General features: G+C 63.6%; 14 protein-coding genes. 7 read left to right on the forward strand and 7 right to left on the reverse strand.

The window, feature by feature from the left end:
• Nucleotides 1–26: 26 nt before the first annotated feature.
• A complete protein-coding gene (locus HJ583_RS01200; RefSeq protein ID WP_170019801.1) occupies nt 27–5,777 on the reverse strand; it encodes an excinuclease ABC subunit UvrA in 5,751 nt (1,916 codons plus the stop codon).
• Between the two features lie 283 nt (nt 5,778–6,060).
• Here HJ583_RS01200 and HJ583_RS01205 point away from each other — a divergent pair, with 283 nt between their 5' ends.
• Nucleotides 6,061–7,224 carry a porin gene (locus tag HJ583_RS01205; protein ID WP_170019803.1) on the forward strand — a complete coding sequence of 388 codons (1,164 nt, stop codon included), beginning with the start codon at nt 6,061–6,063 and terminating at the stop codon, nt 7,222–7,224.
• Between the two features lie 86 nt (nt 7,225–7,310).
• Here the strand turns inward: HJ583_RS01205 and HJ583_RS01210 are convergent, their stop codons facing one another.
• On the reverse strand, nt 7,311–7,583 hold the full coding sequence (locus HJ583_RS01210) for a hypothetical protein (protein ID WP_170019805.1): 273 nt from the start codon (nt 7,581–7,583) through the stop codon (nt 7,311–7,313).
• A gap of 105 nt (nt 7,584–7,688) precedes the next feature.
• Entirely contained in the window at nt 7,689–9,896 is a 2,208-nt protein-coding gene (locus HJ583_RS01215; RefSeq protein ID WP_170019807.1) for an alpha,alpha-trehalose-phosphate synthase (UDP-forming), read from the reverse strand.
• Between the two features lie 68 nt (nt 9,897–9,964).
• Here HJ583_RS01215 and HJ583_RS01220 point away from each other — a divergent pair, with 68 nt between their 5' ends.
• The 4 genes from HJ583_RS01220 (at nt 9,965) to HJ583_RS01235 (ending at nt 13,390) form a co-directional block, all read left to right on the forward strand.
• Complete coding sequence (locus HJ583_RS01220) at nt 9,965–11,119, forward strand: AraC family transcriptional regulator (protein ID WP_170019809.1); 1,155 nt, start codon at nt 9,965–9,967, stop codon at nt 11,117–11,119.
• A 306-nt stretch (nt 11,120–11,425) separates the two neighbouring features.
• On the forward strand, nt 11,426–12,589 hold the full coding sequence (locus HJ583_RS01225; RefSeq protein ID WP_170019811.1) for a porin: 1,164 nt from the start codon (nt 11,426–11,428) through the stop codon (nt 12,587–12,589).
• A 78-nt stretch (nt 12,590–12,667) separates the two neighbouring features.
• The gene (locus HJ583_RS01230) at nt 12,668–12,859 is read left to right on the forward strand and encodes a hypothetical protein (RefSeq protein WP_170019813.1); all 192 of its coding nucleotides are present in this window, start codon (nt 12,668–12,670) and stop codon (nt 12,857–12,859) included.
• 42 nt (nt 12,860–12,901) lie between these two features.
• Nucleotides 12,902–13,390 (forward strand): MarR family winged helix-turn-helix transcriptional regulator, encoded by a 489-nt coding sequence (locus HJ583_RS01235; protein WP_170019815.1) that lies wholly within the window; start codon nt 12,902–12,904, stop codon nt 13,388–13,390.
• A gap of 3 nt (nt 13,391–13,393) precedes the next feature.
• Here HJ583_RS01235 and asd read toward each other — a convergent pair whose 3' ends face one another.
• Nucleotides 13,394–14,242 carry an archaetidylserine decarboxylase gene (asd, locus tag HJ583_RS01240; protein WP_170019817.1) on the reverse strand — a complete coding sequence of 283 codons (849 nt, stop codon included), beginning with the start codon at nt 14,240–14,242 and terminating at the stop codon, nt 13,394–13,396.
• A 52-nt stretch (nt 14,243–14,294) separates the two neighbouring features.
• Nucleotides 14,295–14,696, reverse strand: a complete 402-nt coding sequence (locus HJ583_RS01245; protein ID WP_170019819.1) for a hypothetical protein — start codon at nt 14,694–14,696, stop codon at nt 14,295–14,297.
• Between the two features lie 165 nt (nt 14,697–14,861).
• On the opposite strand from HJ583_RS01245, the gene HJ583_RS01250 reads away from it, so the two are divergent.
• Nucleotides 14,862–16,205: an extracellular solute-binding protein gene (locus HJ583_RS01250; protein WP_170019821.1), complete on the forward strand. Its 1,344-nt coding sequence runs from the start codon at nt 14,862–14,864 to the stop codon at nt 16,203–16,205.
• Nucleotides 16,206–16,257: 52 nt separating this feature from the next.
• Here HJ583_RS01250 and HJ583_RS01255 read toward each other — a convergent pair whose 3' ends face one another.
• Nucleotides 16,258–18,486, reverse strand: coding sequence for a putative bifunctional diguanylate cyclase/phosphodiesterase (locus HJ583_RS01255; protein WP_170019823.1), 2,229 nt, complete (start codon nt 18,484–18,486; stop codon nt 16,258–16,260).
• Between the two features lie 61 nt (nt 18,487–18,547).
• On the reverse strand, nt 18,548–19,414 hold the full coding sequence (locus HJ583_RS01260; RefSeq protein WP_170019825.1) for a DMT family transporter: 867 nt from the start codon (nt 19,412–19,414) through the stop codon (nt 18,548–18,550).
• Nucleotides 19,415–19,700: 286 nt separating this feature from the next.
• Between HJ583_RS01260 and HJ583_RS01265 the strand changes: the two genes are divergently transcribed.
• Nucleotides 19,701–21,959, forward strand: a complete 2,259-nt coding sequence (locus HJ583_RS01265) for a TonB-dependent receptor (RefSeq protein ID WP_170019827.1) — start codon at nt 19,701–19,703, stop codon at nt 21,957–21,959.
• Nucleotides 21,960–22,003: the final 44 nt, after the last annotated feature.

Here is a 22,003-nt window from a genome sequence, read left to right on the forward strand (position 1 = left end):
CTGCGCGACGTGGATTACTCCCAGGCTTAGTTTTCCTGCTGTGTGCGCTTGAGAAAGTCTCTTAACGCCTTGCCGGTGTGGCTATTCGCCTGCAGTACCCCCTGCAGCGGGCCTTCATACACCACGCGGCCGCCCTCGTCGCCACCTTCTGGCCCCATGTCGATCAGCCAGTCTGCTTCGGCCATCACGTCCAGATCGTGCTCGATGACCAGTGCGGTATTGCCGGCTTCAACGAGGCGATGCAGCACGGTGATCAGCTTGGCGACGTCAGCCATATGCAGGCCGACGGTGGGTTCGTCCAGCACGTAGAGCGTGTGCGGGCTCTTGAACTTTGAAGCGCGCGCGGCCGGGTCCGTCTTCACTTTCGCCAGTTCGGTGACGAGCTTGATGCGCTGCGCTTCGCCACCCGAGAGCGTTGGCGAGGCTTGGCCCAGCGTGAGGTAGCCGAGGCCCACATCCTGCAGCAGCCTGAGCGGATGCGACACCTTGGGATGCGCGGCGAAGAACTCGACGGCCTCGTCGACTTCCATCGCCAGCACCTGCGCGATGCTCTTCTCGCGCCACAGGGCGGTGAGGGTGTCGGCGTTGAAACGCGCGCCATCGCAGACTTCGCAATGCACTTTCACGTCCGGCAGGAAGCTCATCGCCACGGTCTGCACGCCCGCGCCTTCGCAGCTCGGGCAGCGCCCGTCGCCGGTGTTGAAGGAGAAGCGTGCGGCTTGCCAGCCACGCAGCTTGGCGGTTTCGGTGTTGGCGAAGAGCTTGCGGATTTCATCCCAGAAGCCGACGTAGGTTGCAGGACAACTGCGCGGCGTCTTGCCGATCGGCGTCTGGTCGACTTCGAGCACGCGGCCCACTGGCTGCCAGCCGGTGATGGAGGTGCAGCCCTGTATGCCACTGGCAAGCTTCTCGGTGCGCGGCATCGGCTTGGCGGATTTGCGCCCGGCCGGTTTGGCCTTCTCGTCTTCGTCGCCGCCGATCAGACGCTTCAGGTTGGCGTGCAGCACATCACGCGCCAGCGTGGATTTGCCCGAGCCGGACACGCCGGTGACCACTGTCAGCCGGTTCAACGGCACGCGCACTTTTACATCCTGCAGGTTGTGCAGCGTGCCGCCAGTGAGCTCGATGAAGGGGTCTGCAGATCCAGGCGCAGCGCGGCTGTGCAGGGGGTGCTGCAGCGGTTCGCGCAGGCATTGGCCGGTGACCGAGTCAGGCGAGGCAATCAGCTGTGCGGCCGTGCCCTGGGCGATCAGGCGCCCGCCGCGCGTGCCGGCGCCGGGGCCGAGGTCCAGAACTTCGTCGGCGCGGCGGATGGTTTCCTCATCGTGCTCCACCACCACTACCGTGTTGCCTTTGGCGCGCAATGCTTCAAGCATGTCCAGCAGCACGCTGTTGTCACGCGGGTGGAGTCCGATCGAGGGTTCGTCGAGCACGTAACACACACCACGCAGATTGCTGCCGAGCTGGGAGGCCAGACGGATACGCTGGGCCTCGCCGCCGGAGAGCGTGGGCGCGGCGCGATCCAGCGCGAGGTAGCCGAGGCCCACGTCGTGCAGGAAGGCGAGGCGGTGCTTGAGCTCGCTGATGATGTCGCGGCCGATGCCGGCTTCGCGGCCTTCAAGCTGCAGACCATTCACCCATTCGCCCAGCGCGTTCACCGAACGCTTGCTATAGCCGGTGATTGATACGTCGCGATAGCGCACCGCGCGCGCCACCGGGTTGAGGCGCTCGCCGTGGCAGCTGCGGCATTCGACTTCCGCGCCGTCCTCGTCATCGAGCCCGGCGAATTCCATTTCGGCGACGTCCACCTCCGGGTCCTTCATCCATTTCGGAATCTCCACGCCGGTGCCGCAGCAGCTCTCGCACCAGCCGTGCTTGGAGTTGTAGGAGAAGAGGCGCGGATCCAGCTCCGGGAAGCTGGTGCCGCAGGAGGGACACGCGCGCAGGGTGGAGAACACAGCGTCGCTGCCGTCCGGCGTGATCACGCGGATCGTGCCCTTGCCGATGCCCAGCGCGTCGGCAAGCTTCTCGCGCAGCTCGGCCTCGTGGTTGGCATGCACATCCACATCGCATACCGGCAACTCGATGTTGTGCTCCTTGAAGCGGTCCAGCCGCGGCCAGGGCGAGACCGGCAGGAATTCGCCATCGACGCGCAGATGGGTGTAGCCCTTGTTCTTGGCCCAGCGTGCCAGCTCGGTGTACAGGCCTTTGCGATTGACCACCAGCGGGGCGAGCAGGCCGATCTTCTGACCGCGATAGTCGCGCAGCAGGCGTGCCGCGATGGCGTCCTGACTCTGCGGCTCGATCGCGCAGTTGCAGTCCGGACAATGCTGGGTGCCGAGCTTCACGAAGAGCAGGCGCAGGAAGTGATGCACTTCGGTGAGTGTGCCGACGGTGCTCTTGCGCCCGCCGCGGCTGGTGCGCTGTTCGATGGCCACGGTGGGCGGAATGCCGTGAATTGCATCCACATCCGGCTTGCTCGCCGGCTGCACGAACTGGCGCGCGTAGGCGTTCAGCGATTCGAGATAGCGGCGCTGGCCTTCGGCAAACAATATGTCAAAAGCAAGCGTGGATTTGCCCGAGCCGGACACGCCGGTGACCACGGTGAACTTGTTGTGCTGGATCGCCAGTGAGACGTTCTTGAGGTTGTGCTCGCGGGCGTGGGTGATCTGGATGGTGTCGGGCGCCTGCACCGCCAGGTAGCGCACGCGTGGCTCGGCAGCCTTGAGCGGCGCCGCATCGAGCCGGTATTCCGCCAGCGCGCGGCCGGTATGCGAGCGCGGCTCGGCGATCAGGTCTTCAATCGTACCGGCGACGAGGATTTCGCCGCCGGCGTCGCCACCTTCCGGACCGAGGTCGATCAGCCAGTCGGATACGCGCATGACATCCAGATTGTGCTCGACGACCAGCACGGTATTGCCGGCATCGACCAGCGCACGCAAGGCACGCAGCAGCTTCTCGATGTCGCCGAAGTGCAGGCCTGTGGTGGGTTCGTCGAACAGGAACAGGCTGCCTTTTGTGGAGGCTTTCTTCTTTGATGATTTGGCTGCGTATTCCGCCAGATGCCCGGCCAGCTTGAGGCGCTGCGCCTCGCCGCCGGAGAGCGTCGGCACTGGCTGGCCGAGGGTGAGGTAATCGAGGCCGACGTTGACCAGAGGCTGGATGGCGCGCACCAGATCCTTGTCACCGGCAAAGAAGTTCAGCGCGTCGGCACAGGTCAGCTCCAGCACCTCGGCGATGTTCTTGCCCTGCAGTTGCAGCTCAAGAATTTCGGGGCGGTAGCGTTTGCCATCGCAGTCCGGGCAGCGCAGATACACGTCGGAGAGGAACTGCATCTCGACGTGCTCGAAGCCATTGCCGCCGCAGGTGGGGCAGCGGCCGTCGCCGGAGTTGAAGGAGAAGGTACCGGCGGTGTAGCCGCGCTGCTCGGCGTCGGGCAGCGCCGCGAAGCGCTTGCGGATCACATCGAAGGCGCCGACGTAGCTGGCTGGATTGGAGCGCGTGGTCTTGCCGATCTGACTCTGATCGACCATGACAATGGCTTCGATCAGCTCTTCGCCGACGAGCTTCGCAAACGCACCCGGCGCTTCGGTGGCTTCGCCCTTGGCCTTCTTCAGCGCGGGCCACAGCACATCCTGAATCAGGGTGGACTTGCCCGAGCCGGACACGCCGGTGACGCAGACCAGTCGCCCCAGCGGGATGGAGAGGTCCACGTTTTTAAGGTTGTTGGCGGTTGCACCGAGCAGCTTCAGTCGCGGCGTTTTGACTTCGACTGTCTGGCGCACGAGGCCGGCGTCGACCTGCTTGTGACCGCCGAGGTATTGGGCGGTGAGGGTGTCGGTGCGGGCGCGCAGCTCGTCCGGCGTGCCGTTGAACACGATGTTGCCACCCGCAGCACCGGGGCCGGGGCCGATGTCGACAATGCGATCGGCATTGAGCATCACGGCCGGGTCGTGCTCCACCACCACCAGCGAGTTGCCCGCGTCACGCAGGCGGCGCATCACGCCGTTGATGCGGTCGATGTCGCGCGGATGCAGGCCGATGGAGGGTTCGTCGAGCACGAAGAGGGTGTTCACCAGCGAGGTGCCCAGCGCAGTGGTCAGGTTGATGCGCTGCACTTCGCCGCCTGAGAGCGTGCGGCTCTGGCGATCCAGCGTGAGGTAGCCGAGGCCCACTTCACACAGATAGCTGAGTCGCCCGCGAATCTCGTTCATCACCAGATCGACCGCATCGCCCGCGCTGCCTTCGATCTGCAGCTCGCGGAAAAAATCACGCGCGCGTTCGATCGGCAGGCTCATCGCGTCGTGCAACGACAGGCCGGGCAGGGCGTCGAGCGTTTCCTGTTTGAGGTGCATGCCGACCGGGCGGAAGCGATGGCGTTGCGCCGGAACGTACTCCCCTCTCCCGCTTGCGGGAGGGGGGCTAGGGGAGAGGGGGGCGTGCTTGCCGAGCGCCCTCTCCCGGCCCTGCGGGCCACCCTCTCCCGCAAGCGGGCGAGGGGAAATGCCGAGAGCCGCGTCAGCTTGCGCCTTGCTGCCCACGCGCCACAGCAGCGAATCCGTCTTCAGGCGCGCACCGGCGCAGGCCGGGCAGTCGGTGTAGGCGCGGTAGCGGCTGAGTAGCACGCGGATGTGCATCTTGTAGGCCTTGGTTTCCAGCCAGTCGAAGAAGCTGCGTACGCCGTACCAGTACTTCGGCCAGTGGCGCTGCCAGTTCTTGAACTCCGGCTCGCCTTCCATGACCCAATGCCGATGTTCTGCAGGCAGGTCGCGCCAGGCGATGTCGGTGGCCACGCCGCGCAGGCGGCACATCTTCATCAGGTCGTCCTGACATTCCTTGTAGCTCTCGCTCTGCCAGGGCTTCACCGCACCGCCGGCGAGGGTCTTCGATTCGTCCGGCACGATCAGGCCGGGATCGATGCCGATCACGCGGCCGAAACCCTTGCAGGTTTCGCAGGCGCCGACGGCGGAGTTGAAGGAGAAGTTGGCCGAGGTGGGCGCGCTGTAGTGGATATCGCACTCGGCGCAGTGCAGGTCGGCGGAGAATTTCCAGACCTGCCCGGCGGCTGCATCGAGCAGGGCTTCGCCGCCCAGATGCACTTCGAGCTTGCCGTTGCCGAGTTTCAGTGCTGCCTCCAGCGCTTCGCTGACGCGCGCGGTTTCGGCATTGCCGAAGCGGAAGCGATCCACCGTCACCAGAATACGTTTGTCATCCCCGGTGATGCGCGTAAAGCCCTGACGCTCCAGATGGCCGCGCATTTCTTCAACCGTGAAATTCTCGGGAACCGGCAGCGGTGCGACGATGGCCAGTCGCGGGTCCTCATGCTGCGGGCAGCGCGTGGCCAGCGTGGCGAGGATGTTCTGCGGCGTTTCTTTCTCCACCTTGGCACCGCAGCCCTTGCAGTACAGATGGCTGGCGCGGGCGTAGAGCAGCTTCAGGTAGTCCGCCAGCTCGGTCATGGTGCCGACCGTGGAGCGCGAGGTGCGCACCTGATTGCTCTGGTCGATGGCGATTGCTGGCGGCACGCCCTCGATGGCGTCAACCTGCGGTTTGTCCATGCGGTCGAGGAACTGCCGCGCGTAGGGCGAGAAGGTCTCGACGTAACGGCGCTGGCCCTCGGCATAGAGCGTGTCGAAGACCAGCGAGCTCTTGCCCGAGCCGGAAGGACCGGTCACCACCACCAGCTCGCCGAGCGGGATGTCGAGACTGATGTTCTTGAGATTGTTCTGGCGAGCACCGCGAATGCGGATGCTGGCTTTGTTGTATGGATGCGACATGGCGGGGGCTGGGTGGCGCTGTTCTTGTACGCCTGAATTGTGGCAGGAAGCGCCGTCTGGCGCTGCCCGAGTCCATTAATCCTGTGTATGGGTGGATTGATCTTTTTATTTCGTAAGTGCCGCTGGCGGATTACGAAATTGAGCCCGCTTGCGGCTGCAGGTCAAATCGCCCTGCCTCTGATCAACAGTCGTGCCGCCGCAAGCCGGAACCCCGCGGGGAGCGGATCTGGCTGTAATGCCGGCACGACCGGAGGATCATTCAAATAATGTCAGGAGACTAATCGTGCAGAAAAAACTTATTGCTCTGGCTGTAGCCGGTTTGATGTCCGGCACCGCTTTTGCTCAGACTTCCGTGACCATTGGCGGTAAGGTGGATGCCGGCTACCAGTTCGGTATGACCCAGAAGGCAGACGGCGTCTGCGGCACTTCCGGCGATTGTGGTGGTAGCACGACCGAACAGCTGACCGATGGCAGCGCTTCCACTTCGCGCATCACGATCGGGGCCAAGGAAACCATCAACAATGATCTGGAAGCCGGGGTCAGCCTCGACATGCGCTTCTCCAACTTCCATGACGGCAAGGGCGTGAACAACAGCACGACCTCGACGCTGGCCGGTATCGGCGGTCTGACTTCCAACGACAAGAAGGCGGTCTATCTCAAGAGCAAGCTGCTCGGTGAGCTCCACTGGGGCGTGCAGAACGCCGGTGACGAGTTCTACGTGGCAACCAAGCCTTATATGGTCGAGCCGAAGGATACTGAACTGGTCAAGTACGGCATCTCGGGCTATCGCGCCTCCAGCCTGACCGACCGCACCACCAAGTACATCACCCCGACACTGAGCATTGGCGCCTTCCAGCTGGCTGCGATGAGTACTTACTCGTTTGGTGAAGCCCGCAAGAGCGGCGCCAGCAATGTAGATGGCACCGGCAGCGGCGATGTGCTGGCAGGCGGCATCCAGTGGAAATTCGGCAAGCTGATTGATGGCGGTTATGACCGCTGGACGCGTTACACCAGCAATGCGACGGCAGAAGACGGTTTCCACTTCCAGCGCACCTACTTCAGCCTATTTCCGTGGGCAGGCCTGAAGATTGCGGGTGTGTATATCAACAACTCAGGCTACGCGGCGGGCAAGCCCTTCCAGGACAAGAACACCAACCTGGTGGTGTCCTACAACTTCAATGCCAAGGCCAACATCGGCTTCGGCTATTCGATCGTGCGTGACGTGGGGGACGAGCGTAACAGTGGCCATGCCTGGCAATTCGGCGGCACCTACTTCCTGAGCAAGAGCGTCTATTTGTACTCGGCCGTGACCAAGACTGACTGGGAGCGGAACCAGGACAAGATCGGTGGCAAGTTCGATGGCACAGCTTCCGGTTTCGGGACTTCATCGACGGCCAGCAAGCTGGACAGCCGCCTGACCAAGATCGGTCTGGTCAAAGAGTTCTGATCCGCGCCTTGTCTGCAAAGATTCCTTCACAGTTGAATTCAGGCCTGCCTCACGGCGGGCCTTTTTTTTTGTGCTCTGGCAGCGGCTTACTTGCTGAAGGTTTCCCGGGTCTTCTTGCCTACTTCCTTGCCGGCGCTGGCGGCATCGTTGCCGATCTGTTTGCCGATCTCGCCGGCGCCGTGATAGGCCTCGACGGCCGTATCCTTGACGACCTTGGCCGCCTCCACCGCGCCGTTGGCGACTGTGCTGGCGCCCTTGGAAACCTCACTGCTGGCACTCTTGCTGCCGTCCTTTACCTCTTGTACGGAGCAGGCGGAACACAGCAGCAGGGCGAGAAGGGCTAGGGGGAATCGGTTCATGGCAAATCCGGGGATGAAGCGTTTGACGATTCAAGCATAGACGCGGCATTGAGACATGGGCAGCGGGCAGGCTGCAAGCGTGCAGGATCGACGGCTGGATGGCATTCAGCTGTGCTGATAGCGATGCAGCCGCTCATGCATGCGCGCCTGCAAGCGCCAGCGGGCGGCATCCTCAAGCATGCGGCCAGCCCACAGGTAGACGTTGGCGTCGTGGATCTGCCGACGCAAGCTGCTCATGCGCTCCCGCTGCTCGGCCGGGTGCATGCACAGGGCTTGTTGCAGCGTGTCGGCGAAGGATTCTGTGTGGTAGGGATTGATGCTCAGGGCCTCACCGAGTTCGCGCGCAGCGCCAGCGAAACTGGAGAGCACCAGCACGCCCTGTTCGTCGTCGCGGGTGGCGGCAAATTCCTTGCACACCAGATTCATGCCGTCGTGCAGGCTGCTCACCACGCACACATCGGCGGCGCCATACAGTGCCCGCACCGCAGCCTGGTCGCGGTGCTCCACGAGCAGCGTGACCGGGGTATAGCCGGGGCGGCCGAAGCGGTTGTTGATCTGCATTGCACGGCGCGCCACGCGCTCGCTGAGCGCGGCGTAATCGGCGAGGCTGCTACGCGTCGGGGCGGCCAGTTGCAGCAGGCACAGGCGGCCAATCCATTCAGGGTGCTTTTCGAGCAGGCGTTCGAAGGCAATGAACTTCTCCTCGATGCCCTTGGTGTAATCGAAACGATCGACGCCGAGAATCAGCTTTTGTCCAGCCGTGATGCCCAGGGTCTCGCGGCCGAGCTGCCGCTGGCGGGCGCTGTCAGGCGCGGTGGCGGGCCAGGCGATCGAGATCGGATAGCTGTCGACCAGGGTTTCGCGGCCGGCATGGAACACGCTGGAGCGCTCGGTTTCGAGGCGCGCCTCGAGGAAGCGCTCGACCGTGGCGAGGAAGTTCTGCTGGTGGTGACGGGTCTGGAAGCCGAGGATGGTCGAACCCAGCAGACCTTGCAGAATCTCGTTGCGCCATGGGCAGATGCCGAAGGCTTCCGGCGTGGGCCAGGGAATGTGCCAGAAACACAGGATGGTGGCTTCCGGCAGGCGCTGGCGGATCAGTGCCGGTACCAGGGCCAGCTGGTAATCCTGCACCAGCACCACCGGGTTGTGGCTGCGCGCTTCGGCGATCACGGCATCGGCAAAGCGCTGATTGACCTGGCGGTAGTGCTGCCAGTCCGCCTCGCGGAATACCGGCCGCACATGAGCCAGGTGGCACAGGGCCCAGATGCCTTCGTTGGAGAGGCCGTCGTAATAGCCGCGCACCTCTTCCTCGCTGAGCCACAGGCGGCGCAGGCGGTAATCCTGTTGCCCGGGCGGCAGCATGAGGTGGTCTGCCGCGTCGACACATTCACGGTCCGCGTTGCCGCTGCCATGGGCGATCCAGGTGCCGGAGCAGGCCTGCAGCACCGGCTCAAGCGCAGTTACCAGGCCGCTGGCGGGCTGGCGCACGAGCAGGGCGTCGCCGATGCGTTCATGGGTCCACGGTTCGCGGTTGGAAACGACCAGTAGTTCGTCGCCATGCAGATGGCTGGCGAGCAGGCTGCGCAAGCGTTCCGCGGTCCAGTCGGCGTCGCTGTACTGACCGTGGCGGTAGTGGTCCTCCAGGTCGCGCAGACGGGTGCGCAGATCATCCATGAAGGAGCGGAATTCCGGCGGAGCGGCCAGGGTGTTGCTGGCCGGATTGAGCATTGTGCGCAGGGCCAGGTTCCAGCGCCGCCAGTTGTACTGGGTGAGGAGCACGATTAGCAGGGCGACGGTGAGCCCCATCATGAGCATGAACACCAGCAGGTATTGCTGCGACAGGCGGGTACGGCGCTCAACGAAGGCCAAATCGTGCAGCAGGACCAGATCGGCAATGTGATGCTCTTCGGTGCTGACCGGGAAGATCCCCAGCATGACCTTGCCGAGCGGCAGGGTGAGTTCCACGTTGCCGCTGCGTTGCAGGGCGTGGGCCTGGGCGCAGTCGAGGTCGGTCGGAAAATCCTTGGTGCGATGCATCAGCAGGCCATCGGTGCTGCACAGGGCGATGGCGCTCAGGCGTTCGTCGCGGATGGTGCGCTCGAAGAGGGCGTGGATGCGCTCCCACTGGCCATTCACGAGCACCTTGCTGATGGTGTCGGACTGGGCATTGGCAATCAGGTTGCCGCGCAAGCCCAGATCGCGCAGGAACCAGCGCTCGGTGAGTTCTTCGGTCACGTTCATGGCCAGCCAGCCACCAAGGGCGAGGATCAGCAGCAGGGGGGCCAGCAGGCGCAGGTAGAGCCGGAGATGCATCAAGGAAGACGGACAATGTATTTGTAGCAATACAGTACACTCGCCGGCTGTGTACCTCAACCGGAGTCATGATGAAGACCAAGCGCGTGCGCCATATCCTGCTGGTTCTGGATAGCGCGCAACCTTTCCATCGTGCCGTGATGAGCGGCGTCGGGGCCTTTGTGCGCGGCAGTGAGCTGGACTGGCGCCTGAGCATCAGCAAGCGCCTGCCGGAAGATCTGAGCGGTATGGATGGCCTCATCACGGACGCTGAAACGCCCGGACTTGAACTCGTTCTGCCTCGGATAAGCGCGTTGCCGGGGGTGTTCATCGCGAGTGCCGCGAGTGCCGGACTCGCCGCTGCGGCGCCGCGGGTGTGTGCGGATAACGCGGCCATGATCGGACTGGCCATCGCGCATTTGCGGGAAAACGGGGTGCAGTACCTGGCCGGGTTTTCCCTTCTGCGTTATCAGGACATGCCCTGGGCCAGGGAGCGCTTGGAGGCCTTCCGGGAGCAGGCGGGGGCCAATCCGCGCCTGCGTGAAGCGGTTTCGCCGCCGGATGGCAGTACCGCCAGCATGCAGGATCTCGACTGGGTGCGCGCTCTGCCCACTCGCACCGGTGTAGTCGCTGTGAATGATTCGGCGGCGCGGGAGTTGCTCCAGCTGTGCGAGCAGGCGGGGCGCCAGGTTCCGCGCGACATCGCGATCGTCGGAATCGACAATGATCCGCTAGTGGCCGCCCTGTCACCGCTGCCGATTTCTTCAGTGACCCAGCCTGCCGAAGAAATCGGGCGCAAGGCCGCCGAGCTGTTGCGCCGGCGCCTGCAGCGCCCGCTGGAGGCGCCGGCCGGGCTGGCGATTGCGCCGCAAGGGGTGCAACTGGCGGCGACCAGCAGCAAGGCCAGCACTCTCGTGAGTGGCGCGCTGGAATTCATCGATGCGCAACTGGGGCGCTGCATCAAGGCGCAGCAGGTGGCGGATTTCATGGGCGTGTCGCGTGCCACCCTGGAGCGCAGCTTCCTGACCCAGTTGGGGGTGACCGTGCATGACGAGCTGTTGCGTCGGCGCATTGCCCAGGCCAAAAGCATGCTGGCGCGGCGCGAGCTGAGCACCTCGGAGATTGCCCGGCATTGTGGTTTCCGCACCCAGCAGTACATGCATGTGGTGTTCAAGCGCGAGATCGGCCTGTCTCCGGCCGAGTTCGCCCTGCATGCGCCGCAGGTCGGCGAAGCCCCTGAATGAAGCAGGGCTGTTGTGCTGGTGCAACACCTTGTTGCGCCAGTTCGGGGTTTTCCCGCCCCGGCCTGCTTTCCTGGGCGCTACGAGCAATCCCCGCCAGGCATGGCTTTCAGGTGCGCCCTGACGCGATTTCAAACAGATTGCCCGGCAATAACGAAATTGAGGGGGGCGGGGCCTGCGGGTCAAATCGCCCTGACCTCTGATCAACGTCCGCCCCGCAGCCATGCCGGGGTGGCCCCGCAGGGTGCGGGGATCCAGCCATCGGCGGGGTTCGGCGAGAGAGTCATCCATTCACGTGAGGAGAAATCCATGCAGAAGAAACTCATTGCCCTGGCCGTTGCTGGCCTGATGTCCGGCGCCGCGTTCGCCCAGACTTCCGTGACCATCGGCGGTAAGGTTGATGCCGGTTATCAATTCAAGAAGACCGCCAACGCTGATTCCAGCGGCGGCTCCAACGGCGGCAAGACCACCGAAACCCTGTCGGATGGCAGCGCTTCCACCTCGCGCATCACCGTCAGCGCCAAGGAAACCATCAACAAGGATCTGGAAGCCGGTGTCAGCATCGATCTGCGCTTCTCCGATTTCTTCGATGGCAAGGCCACCAACAACAGCACCACCTCCACCGTTGCCGGTGTGGGCGGCCTGACCTCCAACGACAAGAAGGCCGTGTACCTGAAGAGCAACATGCTCGGCCGTCTGCAGTGGGGCGTGCAGAACTTCGGTGACGATTTCTACGTCGCCAGCAAGCCTTACATGGTTGAGCCGAAGGATCTGGAATTCGTCAAGTACGGTGTGTCCACCTATCGCATGACCGCGCTGACCAACCGCACCACCCAGTACCTGACCCCGACCCTGAGCCTCGGCTCCTTCAAGATCGGTGGCCAGGCTGTGTACGCCATTGGTGATGGCCGCAAGAGCGGTGACAGCAACGTTAGCAGCACCAGCAGCGGCGACGTTCTGGGCGGTGGCTTCCAGTTCGCCTTCGGCAAGGTGGTGAACGGTGGTTACGACTACCTGAGCCGTGCCAGCACTGGCGTGACCGATGCAACCGAAGATGGTCTGCGCTTCCAGCGCGCCTATGTGTCGGTGTTCCCGGTTGGTGGCCTGAAGCTGGCGGGTACCTACTCCACCCAGAATGGCCGCGCTCGCGCTGTCAACACCGCCTTCCAGGACAAGATCACCAACGCCGTCGTGTCGTACAACTTCAACGACAAGGCTGCCATCGGTGCTGAGTACTCGATCGTGCGTGACGTCGGCAGCAACCGCAACAGCGGCCATGGCTGGATGCTCGGCGGCGCTTACTTCCTGACCAAGAGCGTCTACTTCTACGGCGCCGTGCAGAAGAGCGACTGGGAACGCAACGAAAACAGCGTGGGTGGCTATGACGGCACCTCCGCCGGCTTCGGTGCAACCCGTTCCGCTACCAAGCGTGACGAGCGTTACACCCGCGTGGGCTTCGTGAAGGAGTTCTGATCCTTCCTCTGGAAGCGTCAAACGACTTGAAAAGGCAGCCTTCGGGCTGCCTTTTTTTCGGCTGCACGGAGAACACACATGAACATCCATGCCAGGGAAGTACTGCTGCGGCTGATGCTGCTGGAAGAGCTGCTTGCCGTAGCGGATGACGAGGCTGGACTTGAAGCTTTGCTGGCAGGACTGAGCCGGCTTGATGAGGGGCTGTTACAACGCCTGGAGCGGGATCTCGGCTTGGTGCAAACGGCGCTGGAGCGCTGCTCGCCGGTCTGAAGAGAGCTGTTTCGGCGGGGATTGTGCGGCTATCATCGCCCCATGCCTGCCCTTGCCCCGGATGCCATCCGGTTTTCCTCCAGCACTGCACCGGAAGATCCGGCGGAGCGCCTTGCCTGGCGCCTGCAGCTGCTGCTCAACGCGACACGCCGGCATGCGCGTCGTCGCGAACGCGAAACCGGCCTTGGCCTGCCCCAGTTGCGTGCGCTGCAGTGCGTGCAGGCCCGGCCCGGACTGGGAGTGAATGAGCTGGCGCGCGAACTTGGCCTGCATCAATCCACTGTCAGCAACATGTTGCGCCCACTCACTATGCAGGGCTGGCTGGAGGCGCGCCGCACCGGCAGCGATCGCCGGGCGGTGGCCCTGTATCTGTGCGAGCCCGAAAAGCCCCTGCCTGCACCCTGGCCTCAAGGGGGCAGCGAGCCTTTGCCAGAGGCGCTGGCGAGCCTCGACGAAGCCCTCCTGCGGCGCCTCGATGCGGACCTGGCGCGGGTACAGGCGGCCTTGCTGGAGCTATTGCCGGAAGGCTGAGGCTCAGGAGCCGGTGTGCCCCATGGCTTCGCCCATGCGGATCGCCCCACCCGGCAGCCAGGTCGGATTGAAGCTCACGCCAGGCTGCGGGAAGAGCATCACGACGGTGGAACCGAGCAGGAAGCGCCCCATCTCGGCGCCCTGGGCCAGACGGATGTCCTGCCCGTCGTAACGCCATTCGCGCACATCCTTCACGCGCGGCGGATTCACCACTCCATGCCATACCGTGGCCATGCTGCCGACAATGGTGGCGCCCACCAGCACCAGCACAAAGGGCCCGGCCTCCCCCTCAAATACGCACACCACCCGCTCGTTGCGTGCAAACAAACCCGGCACGCCGCGTGCGGTGGTCGGATTCACCGAGAACAGCTCGCCCGGCACATGGATCATGCGGGTGAGGCGGCCGGCGGCCGGCATGTGGATGCGGTGGTAGTCGCGCGGAGACAGGTAAAGGGTCGCGAAGCTGCCGTTGTCGAACTGTCTGGCGAGTTCGGCATCGCCGCCGACCAGGGCGGTGGTCGAGTAGCTGTGCCCCTTGGCCTGGAACACCTGATCCCCGGCAATCGCGCCGAACTGGCTGATGGCGCCATCCACCGGGCAGATCAGCGGTGCATCGGCCAGCGGACGGGCATCCTCACGCAAGGCGCGGGTAAAAAAATCATTGAAGCTCGGGTAGGCCGTGATATCCGGATTGGCCGCCTCGCTCATGTTCACGCCGTAGCGGCCGACGAACCAGCGAATGACGGCACTGGTCAGCCCGCCCAGCGGTTTGCTGGCGAAGCGCCCGGCCAGTTCGGTGAGCATTTGCTTGGGCAGCAGATGCTGGGGCAGGACTTTGAGACGATCGGACATGGCAGCGGCGAGGTGAGCGGACAGGGCCGCAATTGTAGCTGCCAGGGCGCACTCAGTGCGCGCTAGTGGCGGCCTTCGAGCTGCGACGGCGGCTGCTTTTGGGCGCGCTTTCTGCTGCGGCTTCTTCCGCGCCCGCCTCTTCTTCTGCTTTGGCCTTGCTCTTGGGCATTGCGCCCAGCGTGGGCAGTTCGGGCTTCACGGTGTCGATCTTGTTCTCGGCCATGTAATCGTTCATTTCGCGCCAGCCGGCGAAGATGGCCGCCTTGTGCCCGCCCGGATTCAGGGTGTAGCAATCCTCCAGCGCCCGCCCGGCATGTCGGCAGGCGCTGCCAATGGCCTTGCCTTCTGCCTCCTTGGCCGCTGCATCTTTGGCCGGGTCGGGAATGCCCAGTTGCTCGCAGGCGCCGAGGCTGAGCAGCAGGAGCAAGGGGGAAATCAGGCGAGCGCGTGTCATGGCAAGGGTCCGGAAGGAGAATGTCCTGCAAGCAATAACGTCACCCGGCGGGGAGGACTTGAACCGTCCGTCACCCGGTGCCTGCGCTGCGCGTTCCGGGTTTGGGAGGGGCGTGAGCGGCGCCTATAATCCGGCTCTCTGTTGTTGCTGCTTCCGGAGTTTTTCATGACCCAATTCCCCCTTCGCGCCGGCACCTTGCTGACGTCCCTCGTGCTGGCCGCAGCGGCCATGCCGGTTCATGCCGCGCCTGCCAAGGCGGCACCCGCCAAGGCTCCGGCCACCCCGGTTCAGATCGAGCTGAGCCATGGCCTCGGTGCTGACAAGGGCGCTCAGTTGCTGAAGCTGGTCGAGCGCTTTAATGCCGCCAACCCCGGCAGCACGGTGATGCTGAGCGAGCGCCACTGGAGCGAAGGTGCCCAGCCGGTGCTGAGCATCGTGGCGGAAGCGGATGAAGAGAACTTCCTGAGCGGCCCGTCGCGTTTCAAGCCCTTGTGGCAGGTCATGAAAGACGCCCGCGAGCCGCTCAATACTCTGCGCCCAGGTGACGTGAAGGTCATGGTGCCTTCCTCGCTGGACAGCGCCGGGCGCCTGCAGGCCCTGCCGGTCGCCTTGTCCACACCGGTGATGTTCTACAACGTCAAGGCACTGGAAGCGGTTGGCATCAATGGCAGCAATCTGCCGAAGAACTGGAACGACTGGCAGGCCGTGCTGGGCAAGCTGGTGGCAGCGGGGCAGGCCTGCCCGATGACGGTTTCTCAGCCCGTGTCCACCCTGCTCGAAAACGCCAGCGCCTGGAATAACCAGGCCTTCGTCACGGGCGGCAAGAACGAGCAGATCGCCGTCAACGGCCTGATTCAGGTGAAGCATCTGGCCAAAATGAGCACCTGGTACAAGGCCCGCTACCTGCACTACTTCGGCCGCGGCAATGAAGGCGAGGCGCGCTTCGCCCGCGGTGACTGTGCCGTGCTGGCGGCGCCTTCCGGCGCTTACCCGACCCTCGTGCGTGAAGCCGGCTTTGAAGTGGGGGTGGGCGGCTATCCGTATCACGACGATGCCTATGGCGCGCCGCAGAACACCTGGGCGGATGGCCCGGCGCTGTGGGTGGCCTCCGGCAAGTCGGCGGCCGAATACAAGCTGGCAGCACGCTTCATCCGCTTCTGGCTGTCGGCCCAGAGCCAGGTGGAGTGGCAGCTTAATTCGGGCTACCTGCCGCTGAGCGAAGCCGGCCTGCTGGCCACCCAGGCCAGCAAGCTGCTGCGTGATGAGCTGGTTGCCCAGCGCGTGGCCATCAGCCAGCTCACGTACAAGCCTGTGACCAGCTTCTCCTACGCCACTGCCTTTGCCCACCGTCGCGGTGTGCGCCGTGTTCTGGCCGAAGAAATGGAAGCTGTGTTTGCCGACCAGAAGCCGCCCAAGCAGGGCCTCGACGACGCGGTGCAGCGCATCAAGGCCGGTGAGCAGGGCTGCTGCCGTCCGCTGGCGACCATGCCGGCCGGCCAGCTGAACTGAGTCTGTTGCGCCGTTCTGAAAGCCCGGGATCGCCGCAAGGCTCCCGGGCTTTTTAACGCCTGATCTCTGCCGCGGGTACCGGCCGCGAAATCAGGTAGCCCTGCAGGTATTCGCAGCCGAGTTCGGTCAGCATGCGTGCCTGCTCTTCGGTTTCCACGCCTTCGGCCACGATCTTCATGCCCAGGCTGTGGCCCATGGCGATGATCGCGCGGACCAGGGCGAGATTGCGTTCGCTGTGTTCGATGCCGTTCACGAAGGCTCGGTCAATTTTCAGGGTCTGCAGGTGGAAGCGGGTGAGATAGCTCAGCGATGAGTAGCCGGTGCCGAAATCGTCGAGCGATACGCCGATGCCCATGGCATTGACGGCGTCGATGACGCGGATCACCGTGTCGGCTTCGTCGATGAGCACCCGCTCGGTGAGTTCGATTTCCAGCTCGTCGGGCGCTGCGCCGCTACGGGCCAGGAATTCGCGCAGTAGGAGCAGGAAATCCGGATCGACCAGCTGGGCGGCGGAGACGTTCACGCTCACGCAGATCGGTCCGGCGGCTTCATCGGCCCAGCTGCGAGCCTGGCGGGTGGCCTCCTGCAGCACCCAGCAACCAATCTCCACGATCAGGCCGCTTTCCTCGGCAATCGGGATGAAGCGATCCGGGCCGACGAAACCGAGGCTGGGCGTGCTCCAGCGGATCAGTGCCTCCACCTTGCTCAGCTTGCGGCTGCGCGCCTCCACGATGGGCTGATAGACGAGGTGAAACTCGTTGCGGGCGATGGCGTGCTGCAGCGCCTCGTCGATCAGCAAGGCGTCGCGGGCGAGGGTATTGAAGGCCTCCTCAAAGACCTTCAGGCGTCCGCGTCCGCCATCCTTGGCTGCATACATCGCGGAATCGGCTGCGCGCAGCAGATTCTCCGGGTCCGTACCATGGCCGGGGCTCAGCGCGATGCCGATGCTTGCAGACATGGCGACGCGGAAAGGTGGCAGTTCGAAGGGGTCGCGCAAGTCATCAAGAATGCGCTGCGCCAGGCGTGAGGCGGCTTCCTGCGCGGCCGTAAGATCGAGCTGGCTGGACACGATGACGAACTCGTCACCGCCGAAACGGGCCAGTATGTCTTCGCTGCCGGCAAGCTTGCGCAGGCGCTGGCCGACCAAGCGCAGCAGCTCGTCGCCGACTGAATGGCCCAGGGTGTCGTTGATGCGCCGGAAGTGATCGAGATCGATCAGTAGCACGCTGCAGGCGCTGCTGCTCTGGCCGGACAGCTTGAGCGCTTTGTCCAGATGGTGATGCAGAGCCAGGCGGTTGAGCAGGCCGCTGACCGGATCAAAGTTCGCCGCTTGCCAGAGCGCCTGTTCCTGTTGCTTGCGCTGCGAGATGTCGATGATCTGGGTCAGCACGCTGGTCTGGCCGCGAATGCTGCAGGGGCTGCTGATCAGTTCGACTGGCAGGCGCTGGCCGTTGCGAACGATGTACTCATCATTGCTGATCAATGGAATCGGAGCGCCGGGTGCCGTCACGCGCATAAACCATTCATGAGCTTTGGCCGTGCTGCGCCCGGAGGCGATCTCGCTGATGTTGCGGCCGACCAGTGCGTGGGCGTTGGGCTGGCCGATCAGTTGGGCGAACTTGTTGTTCGCGGTCAGGATGATGCCGCTTTCATTACGGATCACGAAGCCGTTGCCCTGACCATCGATGGTCGCGCGCAGCAAGGCTTGTGATTCGCGTAGAGCGGCGTGGATCAGGCCCAGGCTGGAAGCTGTTTTGAATACAAAACCCAGCGTGAAGATCAGCGCCGGGGAATGCTCCAGCCACAGGATCACTGGCCCAGAAAAATTCACGAGTGCGCGCAACAGAAGTAGCAAGGCCAGCAGACGATAGGCGCGGTCGCCACGCCCGATCTGCACTGCGCACCAGAGCAGCACCAGGCCCAACAGGATGAACTTTCCGGTGGAGGATGCTGCAGGCTGATAGACGCCCAGGGCATACAGGGCTGCAGTGAGCAGGCCCAGCACTGCGCCGCCGGCACGCCACTCCAGTGGCAGGCCGCAGAAGTGACGGGTGCCGAACCAGTAGCCAGCGACCCCCATCGTGAAGCACAGCAGCAGGGCCGTCTGCAGCAGTACATGCCCCGTAGGCAGCAGGAGCCAGCCCAGCGTCGCCAGACCGAGCAGGATCTGGCCACCACCCCATAGCAGGGCGTACAGATCCTCCCTGCGGACCAGCCACAGCACGATCAGGAGGCTGCCCAGGGTGCAGTCTGCAGTGAAGGAAAGTTCGGCGGAGTTCACGGCGCGGCAGTTGTGGGCTATCTGCTCTTTATCGGCAGGCCGCCGGAGTTCTGGATGGCTATCAGCCTTTCGGACGCCAGCCGTTGGCCAGTGCCGTGCCGGCCAGCACGATCACGCCACCGGCGAGCATCGTGAGGCTGATCTGTTCGCCCAGAAACAGCGCCCCCCACAGCACGCCGAAGACCGGGATCAGGAAGGTCACGGTGAGGGTGCGAGCCGGGCCGATCTCGCTGACCAGGCGGAAATAGATCAGGTAGGCCCAGCCGGTGCAGATCAGTGCCAGGGCTGTTACGGCCAGCCAGTCACCTGCCTGCGGCACGCTGCGTGCCGGGATCAGCAGTGCCAGGGGCAGCACGCACAGGCTGGAGGCCCACATGCTGCCGTGGGCTTGATCGAAGGACGGGATGTGGCTGGCATGTTTCTTCGCGTAACTGGTGGCCAGCGCGTAGCACAGCGGCGCGAGCAGGGCCGCACCGGCCGCGAGTGCCGCACCTTCGCTGCGCGTGCTGGCCTCGCTTCCCACGATCAGGGCCACACCGGCAAAGCCCAGGCTCAGGCCGATGGCCGCGCCCCGGCTCAGCGGCGTACCGAGCCAGATGCGGGCGACCAGCGCACCGAAGATTGGTGCGGCCGCATTGATGATGGCCAGCAGGGAGGCGTTCAGGGTCTGCGCCGCAAAGGCATAGAGCAGAAAGGGCAGGCCGGAGTTGAAGACTCCCATGAAGGCGTAGTGCCGCCCGTTGGCGCGCCAGTGGGCCGGTTTGTGCCAGTACAGCGCCAGGGCCAGCAGGAACACGGCTGCCAGACCCACCCGCAGGAGGATCAGCTTGCCCGGCCCGAATACCGGTACGCCGATGCGCATGAACAGGAAGGAGGCGCCCCAGATGGCGGCGAGCAGGATCAGGCGGGCGAGGTTGAGCGCAGACATGACAGGAGGCGAAGGCCGGGGAAGGCACTCACGTTAGCCGTGGTCAGTGGCTGGGGTCAATGTGGCGGAATGGCTCTTTGAGGGGGCTGCGCAGCATGCACGCAACACGTATGCAGGTGCCCCCGCAAGAGACGCAGAAACGACTTGTTCATTTTTGTAAAATAAAGTACAAATGCGAACGATTCGCAAAAACGGATCAAAAATAGAACCCGGGGTGCCAACGGTCTGTCAAAGGCCGGGCTTCGACTCCGGCAATCCCGCAGACCCTCACTCCGGAGTAGTTGCAATGCGCCCGAATTCCTTGCGTGTGTCCCGCCTTGCCCTGGCGGTCAATCTTGCGTTGATGTCACTGGCTGCCAGCCAATCCGTGCTGGCTCAGACCTCCCCCGCCAAAACAGACGAGAAGACTCTCGGCACGGTCCGTGTGACGGCTGACAAGCCGGCCGAGATCGAAGCCAAGAGTACCTACCAGGCCACTACCACCACCATCGGCAAGGGCAAGCAGGCGCTGCGCGACATTCCGCAGTCGGTGACCGTGGTTACCGAAAAGCTGATCGATGACCGCAATCTGGATACCCTCAAGGATGTGCTGCACCAGACCGCTGGGGTGACCTTCCTGGCGGCCGAAGGCGGCGAGGAAGACATCCGCCTGCGTGGTTTCTCGCTGCAGCAGAGTGGTGATATCTACATTGATGGCATGCGCGACCCCGGCATCTACGAGCGCGACACCTTCAACTATGACCGCGTCGAAGTGCTGCGCGGCTCGGCTTCGATGCTCTTCGGCCGTGGTTCCACCGGCGGGGTAGTGAACCAGGTCAGCAAGCAGGCTTTCCTGATGGACCAGAACGAGGTGGATTTCACCTACGGTACGGGCAATTACAAGCGCCTGGAGACCGATCTGAACCTCGTCACGGGGCAGGCTTCGGCCTTCCGCCTGACCGCCATGAAGGCGGATGCAGAGAACAACGGATCGGGTTCCTCGATTGACAAGGAAGGCGCTGCCGGCAATTTCCGCTACGGGATTGGCGAGCGCGATGAGTTTACTGCTTCGCTCTATTACCTGAAGAACCGCAATGGCATCAACTACGGCCTGCCCTGGCTGGCGCCGGACGCCCAGACTTCCGGGCTTGGGTTGATCGACAAGGATCCGTCCGCTTACTACGGAGTGGATAGCGATTACGCCAACAGTGACATCCTGCATGGCACCGTGGGCCATATCCACCGTTTTTCCGGTCAGGCTGAGCTGAAGACGGTTTTCCGTGCCGGCCAGTACAACCGCGACCAGCGTGCCAGCGCTGTGCGTTTTGCTGCGGCCAGCGCCCAGCCCAACCGACTGGCAGTAAACGGCGCCACCATCAGCGACAACACTGTGTTGACGCGTGGCAGCAACAACAAGGCCATGGATCTGGAAGTGCAGAGCCTGCAGAGTGATTACTCGGACAAGCTCACGCTGCTGGGCATGAAAAACGAGATCCTGTCCGGTGTCGATATCAACCATGAGCGCCGCAATACCTATGGTTTCGTCACCCCGACCGGGGTCAACCTCGCCAAGAGCAACACTACCCTCGGTGACGATGACGGTACTTCCGGAGTGACCGAGGAGTTGCGTCAGAAGCAGCGCAGTGCCGACTTCGACTATCTCTCCGCTGGCGCCTATTTTCAGGATCTCGTACAGATTGCTGAAAACTGGAAGCTGCTCGGTGGTATGCGCTACGACTACGCCAATGGTGAGTACCGCACTTGGGGGGTTCCAGGCGCGGCAGGGGTGACTCCGGCTCAATATGGCAAGGTCACGGCTGAACGTGGCCGTCACGACAAGATGCCGAGCAAGCGTTTCGGTGCGATGTATCAGCCGAGCGCGGCGACCTCGTTCCACTTCTCGTGGGGCACCTCGTTCAACACCTCGGGTGATACCTATCAGTACGATGCTCTGGGCAGCAACACCGATCCCGAGAAGAGCAAGAACGTTGAAGTGGGGAGCAAGCTGGAGTTCTTTGGCGGCGACATGAGCGTGCGCACCGCACTGTTCAAGTCCACCAAGTACAACGAGCGCAATACCGACACCGATACCGTGAACGCCACCAACTACGTCCTGTCCGGCGAGCGCTACACCAAGGGTGCCGAGCTTGACCTGGCGGGTCGCATCACGCCGGCCTGGGAGGCTTACCTGTCCTACTCCTGGATCCCGGTGGCCAAGATCTCCAAGGGTGCCCTGACCGGCAGCGAGCAGGTAGGGCAGCGTCCCGGCCTGATTCCCAAGCATCAGGCTTCCTTGTGGTCCACCTACAAGGTTTCGGCTGACTGGCGTCTGGGTGCCGGCGTGGCCGGGCGGACCAAGATGTACCCGCAACTGATCAACACCAATCAGGTCGAGGGCTACCTGACCTACGACGCGATGGTGGAATATGCGGCCACGCGCGACCTGACCCTCAAGCTCAATGGCACCAATCTGGGTAACAAGCTGTACGCGGACAACGTTTATCGTGGTCACTACATCCCCGGTAAGGGCCGCACGTTCGAGCTGACCGCGTCCTACAAGTTCTGAGTCTTATCGTTGTCGGGCCCGCCAAGTGCGGGCCCGTTTTGCTT

It is taken from the genome of Uliginosibacterium aquaticum, assembly GCF_012972705.2.
GTDB lineage: Bacteria > Pseudomonadota > Gammaproteobacteria > Burkholderiales > Rhodocyclaceae > Uliginosibacterium > Uliginosibacterium aquaticum.